General features: G+C 73.0%; 12 protein-coding genes and 1 pseudogene. 5 read left to right on the forward strand and 8 right to left on the reverse strand.

From position 1 onward, the window contains the following. Window positions 1-285: 285 nt before the first annotated feature. Together OG875_RS19150 and OG875_RS19155 are read right to left on the reverse strand one after the other, a co-directional pair. Entirely contained in the window at window positions 286-717 is a 432-nt protein-coding gene (locus tag OG875_RS19150; protein WP_330175446.1) for a hypothetical protein, read from the reverse strand. A 218-nt stretch (window positions 718-935) separates the two neighbouring features. Then, the gene (locus tag OG875_RS19155) at window positions 936-4,580 is read right to left on the reverse strand and encodes a LamG domain-containing protein (protein WP_330175447.1); all 3,645 of its coding nucleotides are present in this window, start codon (window positions 4,578-4,580) and stop codon (window positions 936-938) included. Window positions 4,581-5,185: 605 nt separating this feature from the next. Between OG875_RS19155 and OG875_RS19160 the strand changes: the two genes are divergently transcribed. The 3 genes and pseudogenes from OG875_RS19160 to OG875_RS19170 form a co-directional block, all read left to right on the forward strand. Continuing rightward, a complete protein-coding gene (locus OG875_RS19160; protein ID WP_330175448.1) occupies window positions 5,186-6,781 on the forward strand; it encodes an aromatic amino acid ammonia-lyase in 1,596 nt (531 codons plus the stop codon). Continuing rightward, complete coding sequence (locus OG875_RS19165) at window positions 6,778-7,614, forward strand: MurR/RpiR family transcriptional regulator (RefSeq protein WP_330175449.1); 837 nt, start codon at window positions 6,778-6,780, stop codon at window positions 7,612-7,614. Before OG875_RS19160 ends, OG875_RS19165 begins: the two co-directional genes overlap by 4 nt. A gap of 148 nt (window positions 7,615-7,762) precedes the next feature. After that, a pseudogene (locus OG875_RS19170) lies at window positions 7,763-8,296 on the forward strand (hypothetical protein); the annotation flags it as partial. A gap of 248 nt (window positions 8,297-8,544) precedes the next feature. On the opposite strand, the gene OG875_RS19175 reads toward OG875_RS19170, so the two are convergent. The 4 genes from OG875_RS19175 to OG875_RS19190 all read right to left on the reverse strand — a co-directional run bounded on the left by OG875_RS19175 (window position 8,545) and on the right by OG875_RS19190 (window position 10,894). Beyond that, window positions 8,545-8,919, reverse strand: coding sequence for a hypothetical protein (locus tag OG875_RS19175; RefSeq protein ID WP_330175450.1), 375 nt, complete (start codon window positions 8,917-8,919; stop codon window positions 8,545-8,547). A gap of 162 nt (window positions 8,920-9,081) precedes the next feature. After that, a complete protein-coding gene (locus OG875_RS19180; RefSeq protein ID WP_330175451.1) occupies window positions 9,082-9,528 on the reverse strand; it encodes a roadblock/LC7 domain-containing protein in 447 nt (148 codons plus the stop codon). Window positions 9,529-9,566: 38 nt separating this feature from the next. Continuing rightward, entirely contained in the window at window positions 9,567-10,310 is a 744-nt protein-coding gene (locus tag OG875_RS19185; RefSeq protein ID WP_330177807.1) for a transcriptional regulator, read from the reverse strand. An 83-nt stretch (window positions 10,311-10,393) separates the two neighbouring features. Next, the gene (locus OG875_RS19190; RefSeq protein ID WP_330175452.1) at window positions 10,394-10,894 is read right to left on the reverse strand and encodes a hypothetical protein; all 501 of its coding nucleotides are present in this window, start codon (window positions 10,892-10,894) and stop codon (window positions 10,394-10,396) included. A gap of 299 nt (window positions 10,895-11,193) precedes the next feature. Here OG875_RS19190 and OG875_RS19195 point away from each other — a divergent pair, with 299 nt between their 5' ends. Then, window positions 11,194-11,616 (forward strand): hypothetical protein, encoded by a 423-nt coding sequence (locus OG875_RS19195; RefSeq protein ID WP_330175453.1) that lies wholly within the window; start codon window positions 11,194-11,196, stop codon window positions 11,614-11,616. 69 nt (window positions 11,617-11,685) lie between these two features. Here OG875_RS19195 and OG875_RS19200 read toward each other — a convergent pair whose 3' ends face one another. Together OG875_RS19200 and OG875_RS19205 are read right to left on the reverse strand one after the other, a co-directional pair. Then, the gene (locus tag OG875_RS19200; RefSeq protein ID WP_330175454.1) at window positions 11,686-13,176 is read right to left on the reverse strand and encodes an APC family permease; all 1,491 of its coding nucleotides are present in this window, start codon (window positions 13,174-13,176) and stop codon (window positions 11,686-11,688) included. A 303-nt stretch (window positions 13,177-13,479) separates the two neighbouring features. Then, window positions 13,480-14,937, reverse strand: a complete 1,458-nt coding sequence (locus OG875_RS19205) for a diaminopimelate decarboxylase (RefSeq protein WP_330177808.1) — start codon at window positions 14,935-14,937, stop codon at window positions 13,480-13,482. Between the two features lie 134 nt (window positions 14,938-15,071). On the opposite strand from OG875_RS19205, the gene hutU reads away from it, so the two are divergent. Further along, a complete protein-coding gene (gene hutU / locus OG875_RS19210; RefSeq protein WP_330175455.1) occupies window positions 15,072-16,745 on the forward strand; it encodes a urocanate hydratase in 1,674 nt (557 codons plus the stop codon). The last annotated feature ends 109 nt before the right edge of the window (window positions 16,746-16,854 follow it).

Consider the following 16,854-nt stretch of genomic DNA (forward strand, 5'->3'; position numbering starts at 1 on the left):
GGCCGTCGTGAAAGTGGTACCAGCGCGACATCTACGCGCAGCACGCGCTTAACACGGCCGGGGCACACTGGTTGTTGTCGGCGTCAGTGATCTCCGGAGCGGCTCCCGGACCCATGGACGCCAGGACACGGTGCCGGTACTTGACCCGGCCCGGGTCCCTCGCGGGGACCGCCGTCGTCCCGCCCCCCGGAAACGGGGGTGCGGCGGCCCCCGCGACATCTCCCCCTCCGGCCCGTCGCGCCCCGGCCCTCCCCGGTCCGGCTTTCGCGCGTGTGTGACGCGGGGTCAGTCCTCCCAGTCGTCCCGCGACCGCTTCGGCCCGCCGCCGCCCGGCCGCGCCCAGGGCACACCCCCGGCCGCGTGGGCGACGTTCACGGCGACGATGCCGAGCCAGGCCACGAGCAGGCCGGCGAAGTGCGCCTCGGCCGCGGCGATGGCGGACAACGGCACGGCCAGCACCAGCGAGACGACGCCGAATCCGTAGCGCGAGCCGAACGACTCCACGCCGCCGCCGCGCGGCCGGGCGCCGCGCGCGACGACCATCCGCTCCTCGGCGAGCCGCCGCCGGGCGTCCCGGCCGCTCGTGCTGTCGAGGCGCTGGTCGAGCTTCTCCAGAAAGGAGTCGATCAGCGCGGACTCGTACTCGGGCCCCAGCTCTCGCCGGGCCTGCAGGGTCGCGTCGAGCTCCTTCTTGAGCTCAGGGTCACGGGCTTCCATGCCCACCACGGTACGAACGGGCCGCCGCCGGGGCACTGGGGCTGTCCCCCCTCTTTCCCTGAGGCGGCCCGGAGCCTTTCCCCGAGACACTCCGGGGCCCGCCGGAAAGGGCCGTCGCCCGCGTCCTTCCTGAAGGACGCGGGCGACGGCCCGGAACGGGACTCGGGTACGTACGGGTGTGCCGCCCCGGTGGGGGAGCCGGCACACCCGTGGTCGTCCTACAGGTCCGGCAGGGCCATCGGGCCGGCGAGCTGCTGGATCGTGGTCGAGTCGACCGCTCCACCGTAGACGCGGACCTCGTCGATCGCGCCGGCGAAGTACTCGCTGCCGCCGCCGAGTGCCGAACGGCCCACCTGGAGACCGCCGGTGGCGCTCCACAGCGTGTCGTCCGCGCCGTGCGCGCTGTCGGCGAGGCTGCCGTTGACGTACAGCCGGATCTCGTTGGCGAACGCGTCGTAGACCACGGCCAGGTGCTGGCCGGGCGAGTCGATGTCCGGGAGATCCTGGTCGTCACGGAACACCGTCTGCGGAGCGGTCGCCGAGTCGGTCCCGGCCACGGACAGTTCCCACATCGGCGGGGTTTCGGCGTCCGGTCCCGGCCGGTAGCGGACGGCGAGTCGGTTCGCCGCCGTGCCGGGCAGCGAGAGCACGGTCTGGGGCCGCTCCGCGTCCAGGCTGGTGAGCTGGGCGCGTGCCGCCACGGTGAAACTCGTCGCCCCGGTGACCGGGGGAGTGGCGGTGGACGCGTAGTCCCCGTCGCCGTCCAGCATGAGGTCACCGGCCCCGACCATCGGGAACGGGTCGGGCGACAGCGGGTCGGTGGGCGCCAGGCGGATCCGCGCGTCGCCCGCGAGGGACAGGGCCTGGCCCCCCGCCGTGTCCACGGAGCTCCCGCCGGACTCCGCGTCCAGCTGCCAGTACCCCACGCGGTTCGGCACGACCGTCATCAGCTCGGCGACCTGGGCCGCGGGCAGCACCCGGTCGAAGACGCGGACCCCGGCGAGGTCACCGGTGAAGTGGTTCCGGTAGCCGCTCCCGGCCGTGGCACGGCCGATCTGGAGCGGGCCGGACGCCGCCCGCACCGAGACTCGCCCGGCGACGCCCCGGGAGTCCCGGTCGAGGTAGAGGCGCAGTTCGGACGCGGTGGCGTCGTACACACCCGTCAGCAGGACCCACTGGTTCTCGACCACCGAGATCCCGGTGGAGACGGCCTGCCACTTCTCGGGGGAGCCGACGTCGCCGGCCGGTACGGAGAATGCCCAGGTGCCGGCGGTGTGGTCGTAGCCCAGGGTGAAGCCGGGCTCGCCGGCGCCGTCCTGGCTGACGACCGCCATGTCGCGGTCGAGCGCCGTCGGGCGCACCCACGCGCTGACGCTGAAGCTCTTCGAGGTGTCCAGCACCGTGTCGTCGACGTCGGCGAAGGCGCCGGCGGAGCCGTCGAAGCGGGCCGCCGCGTCGCCCCTGCCACCGGGGCCCTGGACTCCGAAGGAGACACCTGGACCGGTGCTTGCGGGGAACGCCCCCGTCTCGTCGCGGGCCTCGGTGCTGCCCGGTGCGTCGGCGAGGTTCCACTGCCCGACGACCGGTGTGCCCTCGGTCACCAGGAACTCGTAGTGCGCCTTGGTACTGGGGTTCCCGGCCCGGTCCACGGCGACGACGTCCACCCAGTGGCGTCCCGCGCGGGTGGGCATCCAGTCGACCGTGGCGGAGCCGCCGGCGGGGGTGGCGTCGACCGTGGTGGCCGGGGTCGCCGTGCTGTCGAACGCGTACCGGTACTTCACCACGTCGGTGTCCGGCACCGAGTCGTCCGGGTTCGGCGAGAAGGTGAACGTGCCGTTCGTGCCGACGCCGTGGTGGTAGGCGGAGTCGGACGGGTAGTCGTCGGACAGCACGTCCGGCATGCCCGGCAGGGTCTTGTCGTAGACGAACTCACAGCTCACGCCGGGGCCGTCGTCGCTCCACGGCCCGTAGCCGTCCCCGTCGTAGGTCCGCGCGCTCCACCGGACGACGGTGTTCTCCGGGATCGTGGACTTCACCGTGTGGGTGAATTTGGTGTCGCCGGCCGGCGACAGCCACGAAGGGGTCAGGTACGTGTAGGACCGGGCCGCGTCGCTGACCGGGTCGGTCCACTCCACCTTGAACTCGACCTTGACCTTGTCGGTCCGGCCGTCGGCGTGGTCGGGGTCGCTCGCGACCGCCTGCAACAGCGGCGGCACCTCGGAGTACGGCCGCCCGGTGCCGGCGGCACAGACACCGCCCGGGTTCTGCGAGAGCGTGGTGATCCTGTCCGGCAGGTTGTTGTAGTTGACCGACAGGTACGCGTTTCCGCAGACCCTCTTCCACTCCGGGAGACGGCTCTCGTCGGCGGCCCTCAGGCCCAGCGTCATGGACGACCAGCCCTCCCTCGCCGCGGTCCGCACCTCGGTGGTGAGTTCACCGGTGGCGCCGCCCTTGAAGTGCAGGTTCGCCCGGCCGCCGCAACTGGTGGGCGAGAGGCGCTTGTCGACGGTGCCGAGGTGGTCGGTCCAGTCGTCGACGGTGCCGGCCCAGTCGCTGGACGGGTCGACGCGGTAGTTCTTGCCGCCGACGCGGTACAGCCGGACCGGTTCGGCGGCCGAGGCGGCACCGTGGACGTCGGCGACGCGGGCGGAGAACGTCGTGCCGAGGATCTGCTTCCCCCGGTAGAACGACATCGGCAGGGTGAACAGCACCCGCCGGACGCCGACTTCGTCGCAGGACACCGGGTGCCGGTCGGCGGTGCACATGCCGACCCCCGCGCTCCCGGAGAACCTCCAGTCCTGCTCGCCCGGCATGCCGGACATGACTCCGGTCCGGGCCGTACGGGACGTGGTGCGCTGGACCGGATCGATGACCACCGGGAAGACGGTGTCCTCCGACGTGAGCAGCTTCCGGTCGGGAACGAGCGTGAGGCTGTCCTGGTCCACCCGCACTCCGAACGGGGTGGTCCTGCCGCCGCCTCCGGGACCGGCGAGCGCCGGCTCGGGCGCGGCGGACGGTGCCGGGTCCGCCGCTGCGGCGGCCCCCGTCAGGGCCTTGGACACGGCGGCGGGGCCCCGCGGTCCCGCCTCTGCCTCCTTGACGGCGGACGAGTCCCACATGGCCGGCCTGCCCGCCTCGAAGACGGTGCCGCCGACGGCGGCGTCCTCGGCCCTGAGAGCGCCGGAGGCGTCTTCCGTGACGTCGAGGCCGGCGGTCTCCAGTCCGAGTTCGATCCTGGCCAGGCGCGGATCGGCCGCGGCCTCGGGGGTGTTGACGACGAGCAGGTGGCCGAAGCCGTCCGCCTCGGCCCGTACGGTCAGGTCGACTCCGGGCAGCGCGTCCTTGTACGTGGCGCTCCCGCCGTCGAGGACGGGCGCGGCCAGCTTGCCGTACGGCCAGGTCAGCGCGAGTTCACGGCCCGCCCGGTTCATGGTGACGAAGGGCCTGTCCGCCCCGCCGCCGGAGAACGACAGCTCGACGGCGGTCGCCTTCGGGACCACGGTGCCGTCGGCACGCCGGACCAGCGTCGTGTCGATGTCGACCCACCGCCCGTCCTGGTACGTGCGGACGGGATCGGTGAACTCCCGTGCGGTGAAGGTCCCGTCGGGCTCGGCGTAGACCTCGCGGCGCTCGGTGCGCAGGGCGAGGACCTCGGCCTTCTTGCCGGATCCGGCGGCCGTGGTGAGCGCCTCGTGCTCGGTCAGGGCCTGCCCGGCGAAGGCGACCGGCGACAGGTCGGCCTGCCGGACACCGCCGGAGGGATCGCCGGGCAGGGCGCCGACGCCGCCGGTCAGTACGGCTCCGGCGACCATCGCGGCGACCGCGCCGCGCAGCACCGGCCCGCGTGGTATTCGTCTGGACACGTGTGAGCTCTCCTTTGTTCGTTCGTCGTCGGGTCATCCCGCGGAAGGCGACGTTCTCCGCCGGGATTCCGTTCGCGCCCGGCTCGTCGGGCCCGCGAACCTCTGACCATTGATTCCAGAAATCGCCGTACCGTGCGGAACGGCGAACTCCCGCGTGCCGACCGGGGGTGCGAGGCCCTGCTGAGTTCGGCGACGGGCAGCGCGGCGTGCCCGTCCGCGCAGTGCGCAAGAAGCCCCCGTTGTCCCCGTCACTCTCAGCTGTACGATCCCCACCCCACAGCTACGAGACGCGATGGCGGACTATTCCATGAGCCTCTGACCTGCGCAAGAACACATATCCGACATAGGCCGTCACGCGGTGAACACAACTCCATCACATGGGACGCACGTCACAACACTGGTTTTTTCTGGACACCAAGCGGGCGCCCGACGCGCGCGGGCCGCTGGTGCGCGGCCGGAGGGCCCGCACGCGCGGAGTCGCGAGAGTTGCCGGAGCCGCCGAGGCCACCGGAGTCACCGAGGTCGCCGGGGGTGCTCATCCCGCGCGCTCCTTGCCCGGGCTGCATATGCTCATGCAGAGTTCTCCCTGACTGAATAGTTCGCCGATGCCACGAAGGGTGGTGTCCGTGGTGTCCTCCGTGACCGACGACCGTGCCCCCGCCGTACGGCCCGCCCTCGTCGTCCTCGACGGGCAGAGCCTGCCCGTCGCCGACATCGTCCGGCTCGCCGACGGCTCCGCCCGCCCCGTGCCCGGCACCGACGCCATGAAGCGCGTCGAGCGGTCCTGGCACACCGCGCGCGAACTCGCCGCGTCCGGACGGGTCTACGGACGCTCCACCGGCGTCGGCGCCAACCGCAACGAGGCCGTCCCCAGCGAGGCCGCCGCCGACCACGGGCTGCGGCTGCTGCGCAGCCACGCCGGTGCCATCGGGCGCCCGCTGCCCGCCCGCGAGGTCCGCGCCATGCTCGCCGTACGGACCAACCAGCTCCTCGCCGGCGGCGCCGGGCTGCGCCCCACCGTCGTCACCGCCCTCTGCGACGCCCTGACCGTCGGCGCGCACCCGGTCGTCAACGAGTTCGGCTCGGTCGGCACCGGCGACATCGCCGCCCTCGCCCAGGTCGGCCTCGCCCTCGCCGGCGAGCACCCCTGGCAGGGCGGCCGGCCGCCCGAGGCGCAGGCCCTCGACAACAACGACGCCCTCGCCCTCATCAGCAGCAACGCCCTGACACTCGGTCAGGCGGCCCTGGCACTCGACGAGTTGAGGCGGCTGATCGCCGCGACCGAGGTCGTCGCCGCGCTCTCCCTGCTCGCCGTGGACGGCAGCTTCGAGGCGTACGCCGAACCCGCCCACGCCGCGCGCCCGCACCCCGGCTCGTACGCCGTCGCCGCCCGGATGCGGCACATACTCGGCGCCCCCGAACGGCCCACCCCGCCGCTCGGCCGTATCCAGGACCCGTACGGCTTCCGCTGTGTGCCCCAGGTCCACGGGCCCGCCCGCGACGCGGCCGACGCGCTGGAGCGCGCGCTCGCCGTCGAGATCAACGCCGCCGCCGAGAACCCGCTGATCTGCCCCGGCACGGACGACGACGCGGCGCCCGCCGCCTACCACCACGGCGGCTTCTACCTCGCCCAACTCGCCCTCGCGCTCGACCACTTCAGACTGGCCATCGTGCAGACCGCCCGGCTGTCCAGCTCCCGGCTCTCCGCGCTCAACGAACCCGCCTTCACCCGGCTGCGGCCCTTCCTCGCCGACGCCGAGCCCGCCAGTTCCGGCGTGATGATCCTGGAGTACGCGGCCGGGGCCGCCCTCGGCGATCTGCGCGCCTTCTCCGCCCCCGCCTCGCTCGGCCACGCCGTACTGTCCCGGGGCGTGGAGGAACAGGCCAGCTTCGCGTCGCTGGCCGCGCGTCAGACGCTCCGGGCCTGCGAGGCGTACCGTCTGGTCGTCGGCTGCGAACTCGTAGCCGCCGTAAGGGCGTTGCGCCAGCGCGGGCTCAGGCCCGAGGCCACGCTGCCCGTCGGCGGGGCGTTCGCGCTGGCCGAATCCGTACTCGACGCGGAGACCGCCGACCGGCCGCTGACCGACGACGTGACAGCCGCCGCATGGCTGCTCGACCGGCTGGGCCCGGCCGCGGACGAGTCGAACCGTACGGGCACCCCCGGGGCGCATGTCACCGGTACGACGAGAGGGATCGTGTGAGCGACAGTCCGGCCGCCCGCCTCCAGCAGTTGTTCGAGGGCCACCGGCTCACCCCCACCCAGCGCCGGATCGCGCACAGCATGGTGCGCCGGGCCGCCGACGCGCCGTTCCTCTCCAGCGTCGAACTCGCCGAACTCGCCGGAGTCAGCCAGCCCTCCGTGACGCGCTTCGCCGTCGCGCTCGGCTTCGACGGCTACCCGGCGCTGCGCAGACATCTGCGCGAGGTCGCGCCCGCCGGGCAGGACACGGGGGCGTCCGCGTACAACGAGTACCAACAGGCCGTCCACGCCGAACTGGAGAATCTGCGCCAACTGGCCGACCTGCTGGCCGATCCGGGCCCCGTCGAGCGGGCCGGGCGCGCACTCGCCGCCTCGACCCCGCTGCCCGTCCTCGGGCTGCGCGCCGCGTCCGCCCAGGCCAAGGGCTTCGCGTACTTCGCCGCCAAGGTCCACCCCGACATCCGGCTCCTGGACGAGGGCGGCACCATGCTCGCCGACCGGGTCGACGCCGCGCGGCGCGCGGGCGCGAGCGCGCTGCTCTGCTTCGCGCTGCCGCGCCATCCCCGGGAGGTCGTGGAGGCGCTGGACCACGCGCGGGCGGCCGGGCTGTTCGTGGTCACGGTCGCCGACTCGCTCTTCGCGCCCGTCGCCGCCCACAGCGACCTGCTGATCCCGGCGGCCGTCGGCACGGGGCTCGCCTTCGACACGGCGTGCGCCCCGATGCTCCTGGGGCGGGTGCTGCTGGAGGCGATGTGCGACGACCTGCCGGACGCGCAGGCGCGCCTGGAGGACTTCGACGTACGGGCGGCGGCCCGGGGCCTGTTCGTGGAATAGATTCCGCCGATTTCCCCGGAGTGCGCGATCCGTTGGCCCGTTCTCAGGAAAACCTCAGAAAACCGCACTAATCTGCCCGCCACAACTTCGGTGCATCGGAGCAGAGGAGGCGGCCGTGAAACGCGGAGGGCAGCAGTCGCTGGCACGGGTGACGGTGATCGTGAGGGGCGGCGCGGCCCCGATGTGGTGGCCCGGGGTGCTGGCCGCCGCGAGCGGGGCGCTGATTCCCGGACTCACCGGCCGCCGGGTCGGGTTGTACGCGGGGGTGGCCCTGTTCGTCCTGACGGCGGCGGTCGTGGCGCTCGCCCGGCGGCGGCGGTACGACGGGTGGGCCGAGGCCGCCACAAGGGTCGCGAGGTTCGACTACCTCCAGGACCGGGCGGTGACGCTGAGAGTGTGGCGGCGGGCCCATGTGTGGTGGCTGGTGGGCGGGTTCCTGGTGGCGGCGGGCACTTCGTTCGTCGTCCCGGTCGCCGGGGGCGCGGTCCTCGCGGGCGCCGGTGCCGGGCTGTGGCTCAAGGCCGTGCTGCTGGGCCGCGCCGAACGGGCGGGCGGGCAGCTGCTCTGGGTCCGTACCGACTGGGCCGGGCGGGGCAGCCCCGTCGGGCCCAGGGTGAAGGGGTTCCGTACGACCGGGCTCGAAGCGGGGGACGCCGCGCCCGGTGGGGCGCGGCGATCCCGTGGCAGGAAGGCGGGGCCCGTGAAGGCGCGGCCCGCGGCGAAGGTGGAACCGGCGGCGACGGTGCGGCCCGTGAAGGCGGGGGCGGCCGGGGCGGCCGGTCCGGTGGGAGCGGGGAACGCCGCGCCGGCCGAGGCGGGTTCCGCCGCCGAACGCTGACCGGCCGACCCGGCCGCCCCGGCGGGCCCGTGGCGCTGACGAGTCCCGTGGCGCTGCGGGCCCGTGGTGCTGACGGGTCCCGTCAGGTCCCGTCACACCTCCAGGGTGTTCTCGATCCTCTTGAGCTGGTGTCTGGCCATCGCCAGGTTCGCCCGCTGCTTGTCCAGCGCCAGATAGAGGAACAGGCCCACGTTGCCCCGGCCCTTGAGCAGCCGGATCAGGTGGTACTGGCCGCCGAGGGTGATCAGGATGTCCTCGATCTCGTCCTTGAGGCCGAGCATCTCCATCGCGCGGACCTTGGCCCGCACCACATCGGTGTTCCCGGCGGCGGCGACCGTCAGATCCAGTTCCTCGCCGCCGCCCACGGTGCCGAGGGCCATGCCGCTGCCGTAGTCGACGAGGGCGGCCCCGATGGCGCCCTGGATGGAGGCGGTGGCTTCCTTGAGAGCCGCTTCGGTGTTGGCCATGGGGGTCGCACTTCCTTTTCGTCTTTGGGAGTTCGTCCCCCGGCCGGTCCCGGCCGGGGGCGCTGAGGTCGAAGAAGTCGAGATCGGAGGAGTCGAGATCGGAGAAGTCGAGCCGAGCTGTTCGCGGGGGCGCTGACGGGGGTGTTCTGCCGGGGCCACGGCTCAGGCGTTCTCCCGTCGTTCGAGAGCGCCGTCCACGAGTACGCCGATCCGCGCGCCGGACCGGCGGGCCTCCAGATGGAGTCGGCCGACGTTGATCCGGGGCTCGGCGAGGACGGTGAGGACGGCGGAGCCTCCGGCGGCGTACGTCGCGACGTAGCCGTGCTCGCCCCTGATCAGCAGTTCCCGGAAGCCGCCCTGGCCCGTCGCGTCGGTCAGCCGCAGCGACACACCGAGCACGGCGGCGGTCAGGGCGGCCACGCCCTCCGGCTCCACCACCGCGCCCCGCCCGGCCGGGCTCCCGGGGCCGCTTCCGGCGAGGGACCCGGGAGCCGAGAGCTCCTCGGCCAGGACGAGACCGTCGGTGGTCGCGGCCAGTGCCCCGGTCAGCTGGGGCATCCGGGCCCGTAACCGCCGCAGTTCCCCCAGGACTTCGGCCTCCGCGGTCATCAGCTGTCTCCTCTCGCTGCGCAGCCGTAGAGCGCGTCTCACAGGCTTGCCTCCAGGGCGTCACGGAGCCGTCGGAGCAGGGCGGTGTCGGGGTCGGCGGAGACCTCCGCGATCCAGGCGGGAAGCCTCGGACGGGCCTCCTCGGGCGGATCGGGAGGGGTGTCGACCAGCCCGGCCGCCGCCAGCCGCCGTACGTCCAGAAGGGTGTGGAACGCGGGGCGGCCCAGGGCCCACGCGATGGCCGCCGGGGTGCGTACGCCGTCGGCCAGCCGCAGCAGCGCCTGCTGGCGGCGGGTGACCGACTGGCCGGGCGCGGGGGCGCGGCGCACCACCGGGGCGTGGTCGACGGCCGGGTAGGGCCAGACCTGGTCGAGCAGTTCGCGGCGGCGCAGCGTCTCACGTTCGACGGCCGCCGCCGGGACGGGGCGTACCGGGCCGATCCAGTGCGCGGCGCCGTAACGGAACCGGGTGGGACCGCTGCCCGGTGCCAGCGCGAAGAACGCGGCGTCGTACAGCGCGCCGAGATGGCAGATCTCCAGTTCGCCCCCGGCTATTCGGCCGCTGTCCACCAGGAAGCGCCCGACCTCGCGGCGGGCTCCCGCCTCGTCCACGGCCCGCTGCCAGCCGTCACGGTGCAGCCTGCCGCCGGTGGTCAGCAGGACGTCGATGCCGGGCGCGGCGGGGCTTTCGGCGTGCACGACACGGCCCTCGGAGAGATAGAGCGTGCCGTGGTCGCGCAGCAGGGCGCCGGTGGCGCGTTCGGCTACCAGCCGCAGAAGCATCGGCGAGACGGGGGAGAGGGCGGTGGGGACGGGCGGGGCGGTGGCCGTTTCGGTGGCGGTTTCGGGGGCCGCCAGGTCGGTGTTCATACGAGTACCAGCCGTTCGGCGAGCTGTTGGAGCCGGAGCCGGGCGAGGGCGAGATTCCCGGTGTCGCGGTCGAGCCACAGATGGAGGAAGACGCTGCTGTCGAAGGTCGTCTCGACGAACCGCAGCACGTGGTAGCCGGTGCGATTGGTGACGATCAGGTCCTCGACCGGGGGGCCCTTCGCGTCCCCGTCGCCGGCGGCCGAATGTCCCGGTGGCGTCCGCTCGCCGGGTGCCGGTCCGCCGGGTGCCCGGCCGCCGGGCGGCGCGAAGGCGGGCGGCGGCTCGGTGGGCGTCGGCACGCCGGTCGGCGCGAAGGCGGGGTACTCGGCGGCGGCGCGCGCCAGTTCGGCCGTCTCGGTCGCGGTCGTCTCGTGGTCGCCGCCCGGCGACTCACCCGCCGTACCGAGCGCGAGACCGCTGGTCCAGTCGACGATCGCCGCCCCGCGCGCGCCGGGCAGCGTCATGATTTCGTCCAGACAAGCGTCGATTCCGGGCACGCGGAACTTACCTCCCAGCCGGTCGTGCGCAGTCACCGTCGTTCGACAGTGACGGCGAGATTACGCAACGTCCGCACCGGGCAAGGGAATTCGGGCATTTTCCAACGGAACGTGCCCTGCGGCGCTAGGGTCGGCGCACGGCACGGCCCCGGGGTGAACCCCGCGCGCTCCCCTGCCCTTTTGGGCCTGATGCCGGACCCCCCACGAGCCCCGGCGGGAACCGCACCGGTCCACCGACGCGTCTTTTGCGCACGACCGACCGCACGACCGACCGCACGATCCACGGCACGACAGACCTCATGACCGACCGCACGATCCACGGCACGACAGACCTCATGACCGACCGCACGATCCACGGCACGACAGACCTCATGACCGACCGCACGATCCACGGCACGACAGACCGCACGACCGATCCTTCGATCGACCGCTCAACCGACCTTCACCCGGGGGAAACCGTGAAGCAGGGAAACCGGATCGCCACCACCCTCGCCGCCGTCGCCGTGCTCGGCGCGGTCGGCGTCACCACCGCGGGGCCCGCGTCCGCCGCCGGCCTCGTCCGGTCCTGGGGGCCGTTCAACGACTCCAAGGGTCTCGCGAAAGGCTCGGCGGCCTGTCAGTCGGCCGGGAAGGACGGCGCCGCGGCGAAGAAGTGGAAGACGTACACCTGCGCCGTCGAGCCGGGCAAGGACGGCAAGTACGTCCGCCTGTATGTGAAGTGATCACGCGTCAGGACAGTCGAACGGCCCGCCTCCGGCGGGCCGTTCGTGTCCGTCGTGGGGACCGGCGCCCTACGCCGTCGTGTCGTCGGCCGTCCGGGCGGGCGCCGTCGGGGGCGCCTCGCCGGGTGTGTCGTCGGACGCCTCGTCGGACGACTTCAGGACCAGTTTGTTGACCGCCCACAGCGCGATACCGATCAACAGCAGTACCCCGGCGCGGACATAGACGTCGGCGTCGCGGTCGGCGAGCGGGCTGGCCAGGATCAGCGCGGTGACGGCGCCCAGCACGGGCACGATCGTGGGCGCGCGGAAGTGCCGGTGTCCGACCGGGTTCCGGCGCAGGATGAGCGCGGCGACGTTGACCACGAAGAACACGCACAGCAGCAGGAACGACGTGGTGTCGCCGAGCCCCTTGATCTCGCCGGTCGACACCAGTCCGATGGCGAGCAGCGACACGAAGACGATGCCGACGACCGGTGTACGGCGGCCGGGCAGCACCCGGCCCATGGCCTTGGGCAGGATGCGTTCGTTGGCCATGCCGTAGCAGAGCCGCGAGGCCATCATGATGTTGATCAGCGCGGAGTTGGTGACGGCGAACAGCGCGATCAGGGCGAACAGCTTCGGCGGGAAGTCGACCCCGCCCGCCTTCACGACCTCCAGCAGCGGGCCGCTGGAGCCCTCCAGGGTCTTGTGGTCGACCAGCAGGGACGAGACCAGGGCGACCAGGATGTAGATCGTGCCGGTGACCGCGACTCCGATGAAGATGGCGCGCGGGAAGTTCCGGCCCGGATTCTTGGTCTCCTCGGCCATGTTGACCGAGTCCTCGAAGCCGACGAAGGCGAAGAAGGCGAGCGCGGTCGCGCCGAGGACGCCGGTCATCAGGGCGAAGCCGCTGCCGCTCGCCTCGAACTCGGTGAGCCGCGACGGCTCCCCGTCGCCGCTGAGGACCGCGTACGCGCCGATGCCCAGGATGATCGCCAGACCGCTCAACTCGACCAGCGTCAGTACCACGTTGGTCTTCACGGATTCCGACACACCGCGCAGGTTCAGCGCGGCCAGCGCCACGATGAACAGGATCGCGACCAGGGTCGGGGGCACGGCCTCGGTGAACTCCGCCAGATAGTCGCCGCTGAACGCGCGTGCCGCCGCGCTCGCCGACGACAGGCCCGAGCACATCACCATGAAGGCGACGATGAAGGTCAGGAAGGGGACCTTGAACGCCTTCTGCGTGTAGAGCGCGGCACCGGCGGCCTTCGGGTACTTGCCGACGAGTTCCACGTACGAGGCGGCCGTCAGGACCGCCACGACGAAGCCGATCGCGAACGGCAGCCACAGCGCGCCGCCGACCCTGCCCGCGACCTGGCCGGTGGTGGCGTAGATGCCGGTGCCCAGGATGTCGCCGATGACGAACAGGATGAGCAGCTTCGGGCCGAGGGCGCGTTTGAGTTCGGGCTTGTCACCCCGGTCACCCCTGTCGCCCCGGTCACCCTGGTCACCCCGGCCGTCCGGGTCGTCCGCGGCTCCCGCTGCGTCGGCTGCCGTCGGTGTGTCTGATGTGGACATGGAAGGACCTCCCCCGCTCGCTGGTGGAAGGTGTTCTGCCCGGTGAGAGTCGGCTGATTCCTGCCGGTCGGGTGGCCGGCCGCGTACGGCGGGTGACGGTTCTCGCACGGATGTGCCGACCGGCCGCGTACGCGCGCGGACGACCGGCCTCGTACGACGCGCCGTGGCCGGCCCCGTGCGAGCGCGGTGGTCGGTCCCGCTGCGGACGCGGCCGACCCAGTGCGAGTGCGGTGATCAGTCCCGCTTACGCGCGCGGTGGCCGGTTCCGCTGCGGACGTGGCCGGTCCCACGCCCGCACGGTGGTCAGTTCCGTACGAGCGCGTCCGGGTCCCCGCCGCCCGCCTCCGCGACGATCTCCGCCACGGTCTGCGGCGGGCGCACGGCCGCGAACCGGACCCTGCCGTCCCCGGGAAGACCGGTACTCCCGGTACTCCCGGCGGTCCCGGTACTCCCGGCGGTCCCGGCGGTCCCGGTGCTCCCGGTGCTCCCGGTGACCGTGAAGCCGTGCACGCCCGGCCGGGCGAGGCTGTTGTACGCGTAGTGGTTGGCGAAGTAGTACGCCCCGGTGTCCAGCGCCGCGACGAGATCGCCCGCCTCCAGGGCCGGCAGCGCCCGCCCGGTGGCCAGCATGTCGCCCGTGAAGCACGCCGGGCCCGCGATGTCCTGCGTGAGGTCCGGGCCCGTCCTGGGCCGCCCCCCGGCGTCGTACGCGGCGATGCGCAGCGGCCACGACTCCGGGTCGTAGACGGTACGGGTGGCGATCTGCACACCCGCGTGGGTGACGGCGATCGGCCGCCCGCCCGCGGACTTCGTGTACTCGACCCGCGCCAGGACCGTGCCGTGCTTGGCGAGCAGCGAACGGCCGAACTCGGTCACCAGCCCGTACCGCCCGTCGAACAGGCCGGGGACGGTCTCCTTCAGCAGGCGCGCGTACTCCGCGTGGGTGGGGGTCTCGTCGTCGGAGGAGAAGTTGACCGGGAGCCCGCCGCCGATGTCGACGGTGTCGACCTGGTGCCGGCCGGCCGCCGCGTTGATCTCCTCGGCCAGTTCGTACACCGTGCGGACCCCCTCCGCCATCAGGGCGAGCGGCACGCCCTGGGAACCGGAATGGGTGTGCAGACGCGTCAGCCAGGGCCGGTCCAGATATGCCCGCACGACCCGGGCACGCGCCCCCTCGTCGCGCAGCGCGACGCCGAACTTCGATGTCGCCGTCGCCGTCGACAGCGCTCCTATGGAGCCGCTGCCGGTCTGCGGGTTGACCCGCAGCCCGATCGGGGAACGGCTGGGCGCGGCGGCCAGCAGGGCGTCGAGGCGGGCCAGCTCCTGCGGGTTGTCGGCGTTGACGGCGATGCCGAGGGCCAGCGCCTCGCGCAGTTCGGCGGGGGTCTTGGCGGGGGAGTCGAGGACGGTGCGGTCCGGGAGCAGCCCGGCCGCGCGGGCCAGGCCGAGCTCGCCGGGGCTCGCGACCTCGGCGCCGATGCCCGCGTCGCGCAGCAGGCGCAGGACGGGCACGAGGGGCGCGGCCTTGACGGCGAAGGCGTGCAGGACGGGGGTGCCCGGGGCGGTGACGGCGGTGAACGCCGCGTGCAGCGCGGCGGCCGAGGCGCGGACGCCCGCGACGTCCAGCAGGGCCACGACGGGCTCGGCCTCCGTGAGCAGTCCTTGTTCGACCGCCGCCCGTACGGCCAGATCGCGCCTGGCGGCGCTCTCCCCGGCCGCACCCCGTGTCTCCGTGCCGAGGCCGTTCGTTCCCGCGATCATGCCGTTGTTGTCACCCATATGTGTCAGCCAATCATCCGGCCGCCGGTCGCTCCACTGTTGACTACAACTATTCAGGCCCCGAGTATGTGAATAGTTTGGCCAACAGTGGAGCAGTGACGGAGGAGGCACCCGCCATGTCAGGACCCCGACCCGTACGGGCACCGCGCGGTACGGAACTGAGCGCCCTGGGATGGCAGCAGGAGGCCGCCCTCCGCATGCTCCAGAACAACCTCGACCCCGAGGTCGCCGAACACCCCGACCAGCTCGTCGTCTACGGCGGCACCGGCAAGGCGGCGCGGGACTGGCGCTCGTTCGACGCGATGACGCGCACCCTGCGCACGCTCAAGCAGGACGAGACGATGCTGGTCCAGTCCGGCCGCCCGGTGGGTGTGATGCGCACGCACGAGTGGGCGCCGCGTGTCCTGATCGCCAACTCCAACCTGGTCGGCGACTGGGCCAACTGGGAGGAGTTCCGCCGCCTGGAACAGCTCGGCCTCACCATGTACGGCCAGATGACCGCCGGTTCCTGGATCTACATCGGCACGCAGGGCATCCTCCAGGGCACGTACGAGACGTTCGCCGCCGTCGCCGCGAAGAAGTTCGGCGGCACGCTCGCCGGGACGATCACGCTGACCGCCGGGCTCGGCGGGATGGGCGGCGCGCAGCCGCTGGCCGTGACCATGAACGACGGCGTCGTGATCTGCGTCGACTGCGACCCGCGCGCCATCGACCGCCGGATCGAGCACCGCTATCTGGACGTGCGGGCCGACTCCCCGGAGCACGCGCTCCAGCTCGCCACCGAGGCCCGCGACGCCCGCCGGCCCCTGTCGATCGGGCTGCTCGGCAACGCGGCCGACGTGCTGCCCCGCATGCTCGCCGAGGGCGCGCCGATCGACATCGTCACCGACCAGACGTCGGCGCACGACCCGCTGGCGTATCTGCCGGTCGGGGTCGACTTCGACGACATGGCCGCGTACGCCGCCGAGAAGCCGGCCGACTTCACGCTGCGCGCGCGGGAGTCGATGGCGCGGCACGTCGAGGCGATGGTGGGCTTCATGGACGCGGGCGCCGAGGTGTTCGACTACGGCAACTCGATCCGGGGCGAGGCCCAACTGGCCGGTTACGAAAGGGCGTTCGCCTTTCCCGGCTTCGTACCCGCGTACATCAGGCCGTTGTTCTGCGAGGGCCGGGGGCCGTTCCGCTGGGCCGCGCTGTCCGGGGAGGCGTCGGACATCCACAAGACGGACAAGGCGATCCTGGAGCTGTTCCCCGAGGAAGACTCCGCCCAGAACGCGTCCCTGCACCGCTGGATCCGGATGGCCGGCGAACGCGTCCGCTTCCAGGGACTGCCCGCGCGCATCTGCTGGCTCGGCTACGGCGAACGCGACAAGGCCGGGGAGCGCTTCAACGACATGGTCGCGAGCGGCGAACTGGCCGCGCCGGTCGTCATCGGCCGCGACCACCTGGACGCCGGCTCGGTCGCGTCCCCGTACCGCGAGACCGAGGCGATGCTCGACGGCTCCGACGCCATCGCCGACTGGCCGCTGCTGAACGCCATGGTGAACGTCGCCTCCGGCGCCACCTGGGTCTCGATCCACCACGGCGGCGGCGTCGGCATGGGCCGCTCCATCCACGCGGGCCAGGTGACGGTCGCGGACGGCACGGAACTGGCGGGCGAGAAGATCCGCCGCGTCCTGACCAACGACCCGGGCATGGGCGTCATCCGGCACGTCGACGCGGGCTACGACATCGCCGACACGGTCGCCACCGAGCGCGCCGTCCGCGTCCCGATGCGGGAGGGCGAGTGACGCCGACCGACAACCCGGCCCCGGCGACCGGCGGCCCTCCGAACTCGCCCGATCCACAACCGGGTTCGGGCGAAGCGCCCACCGGCGCGGCGCGGGGGAGCGAGGCCCC

The organism is Streptomyces sp. NBC_01498, assembly GCF_036327775.1.
GTDB lineage: Bacteria > Actinomycetota > Actinomycetes > Streptomycetales > Streptomycetaceae > Streptomyces.

Excerpts from the sequence above, each read along its gene's own strand:
- OG875_RS19205 (WP_330177808.1), bottom strand. The coding sequence starts at position 14,937 with ATGATCGCGGGAACGAACGGCCTCGGCACGGAGACACGGGGTGCGGCC.
- OG875_RS19185 (WP_330177807.1), bottom strand. The coding sequence starts at position 10,310 with ATGCTTCTGCGGCTGGTAGCCGAACGCGCCACCGGCGCCCTGCTGCGC.
- OG875_RS19175 (WP_330175450.1), bottom strand. The coding sequence starts at position 8,919 with ATGGCCAACACCGAAGCGGCTCTCAAGGAAGCCACCGCCTCCATCCAG.
- hutU (WP_330175455.1), top strand. The coding sequence starts at position 15,072 with ATGTCAGGACCCCGACCCGTACGGGCACCGCGCGGTACGGAACTGAGC.
- OG875_RS19160 (WP_330175448.1), top strand. The coding sequence starts at position 5,186 with ATGCCACGAAGGGTGGTGTCCGTGGTGTCCTCCGTGACCGACGACCGT.
- OG875_RS19150 (WP_330175446.1), bottom strand. The coding sequence starts at position 717 with ATGGAAGCCCGTGACCCTGAGCTCAAGAAGGAGCTCGACGCGACCCTG.
- OG875_RS19195 (WP_330175453.1), top strand. The coding sequence starts at position 11,194 with ATGACCGACCGCACGATCCACGGCACGACAGACCTCATGACCGACCGC.
- OG875_RS19180 (WP_330175451.1), bottom strand. The coding sequence starts at position 9,528 with ATGACCGCGGAGGCCGAAGTCCTGGGGGAACTGCGGCGGTTACGGGCC.
- OG875_RS19200 (WP_330175454.1), bottom strand. The coding sequence starts at position 13,176 with ATGTCCACATCAGACACACCGACGGCAGCCGACGCAGCGGGAGCCGCG.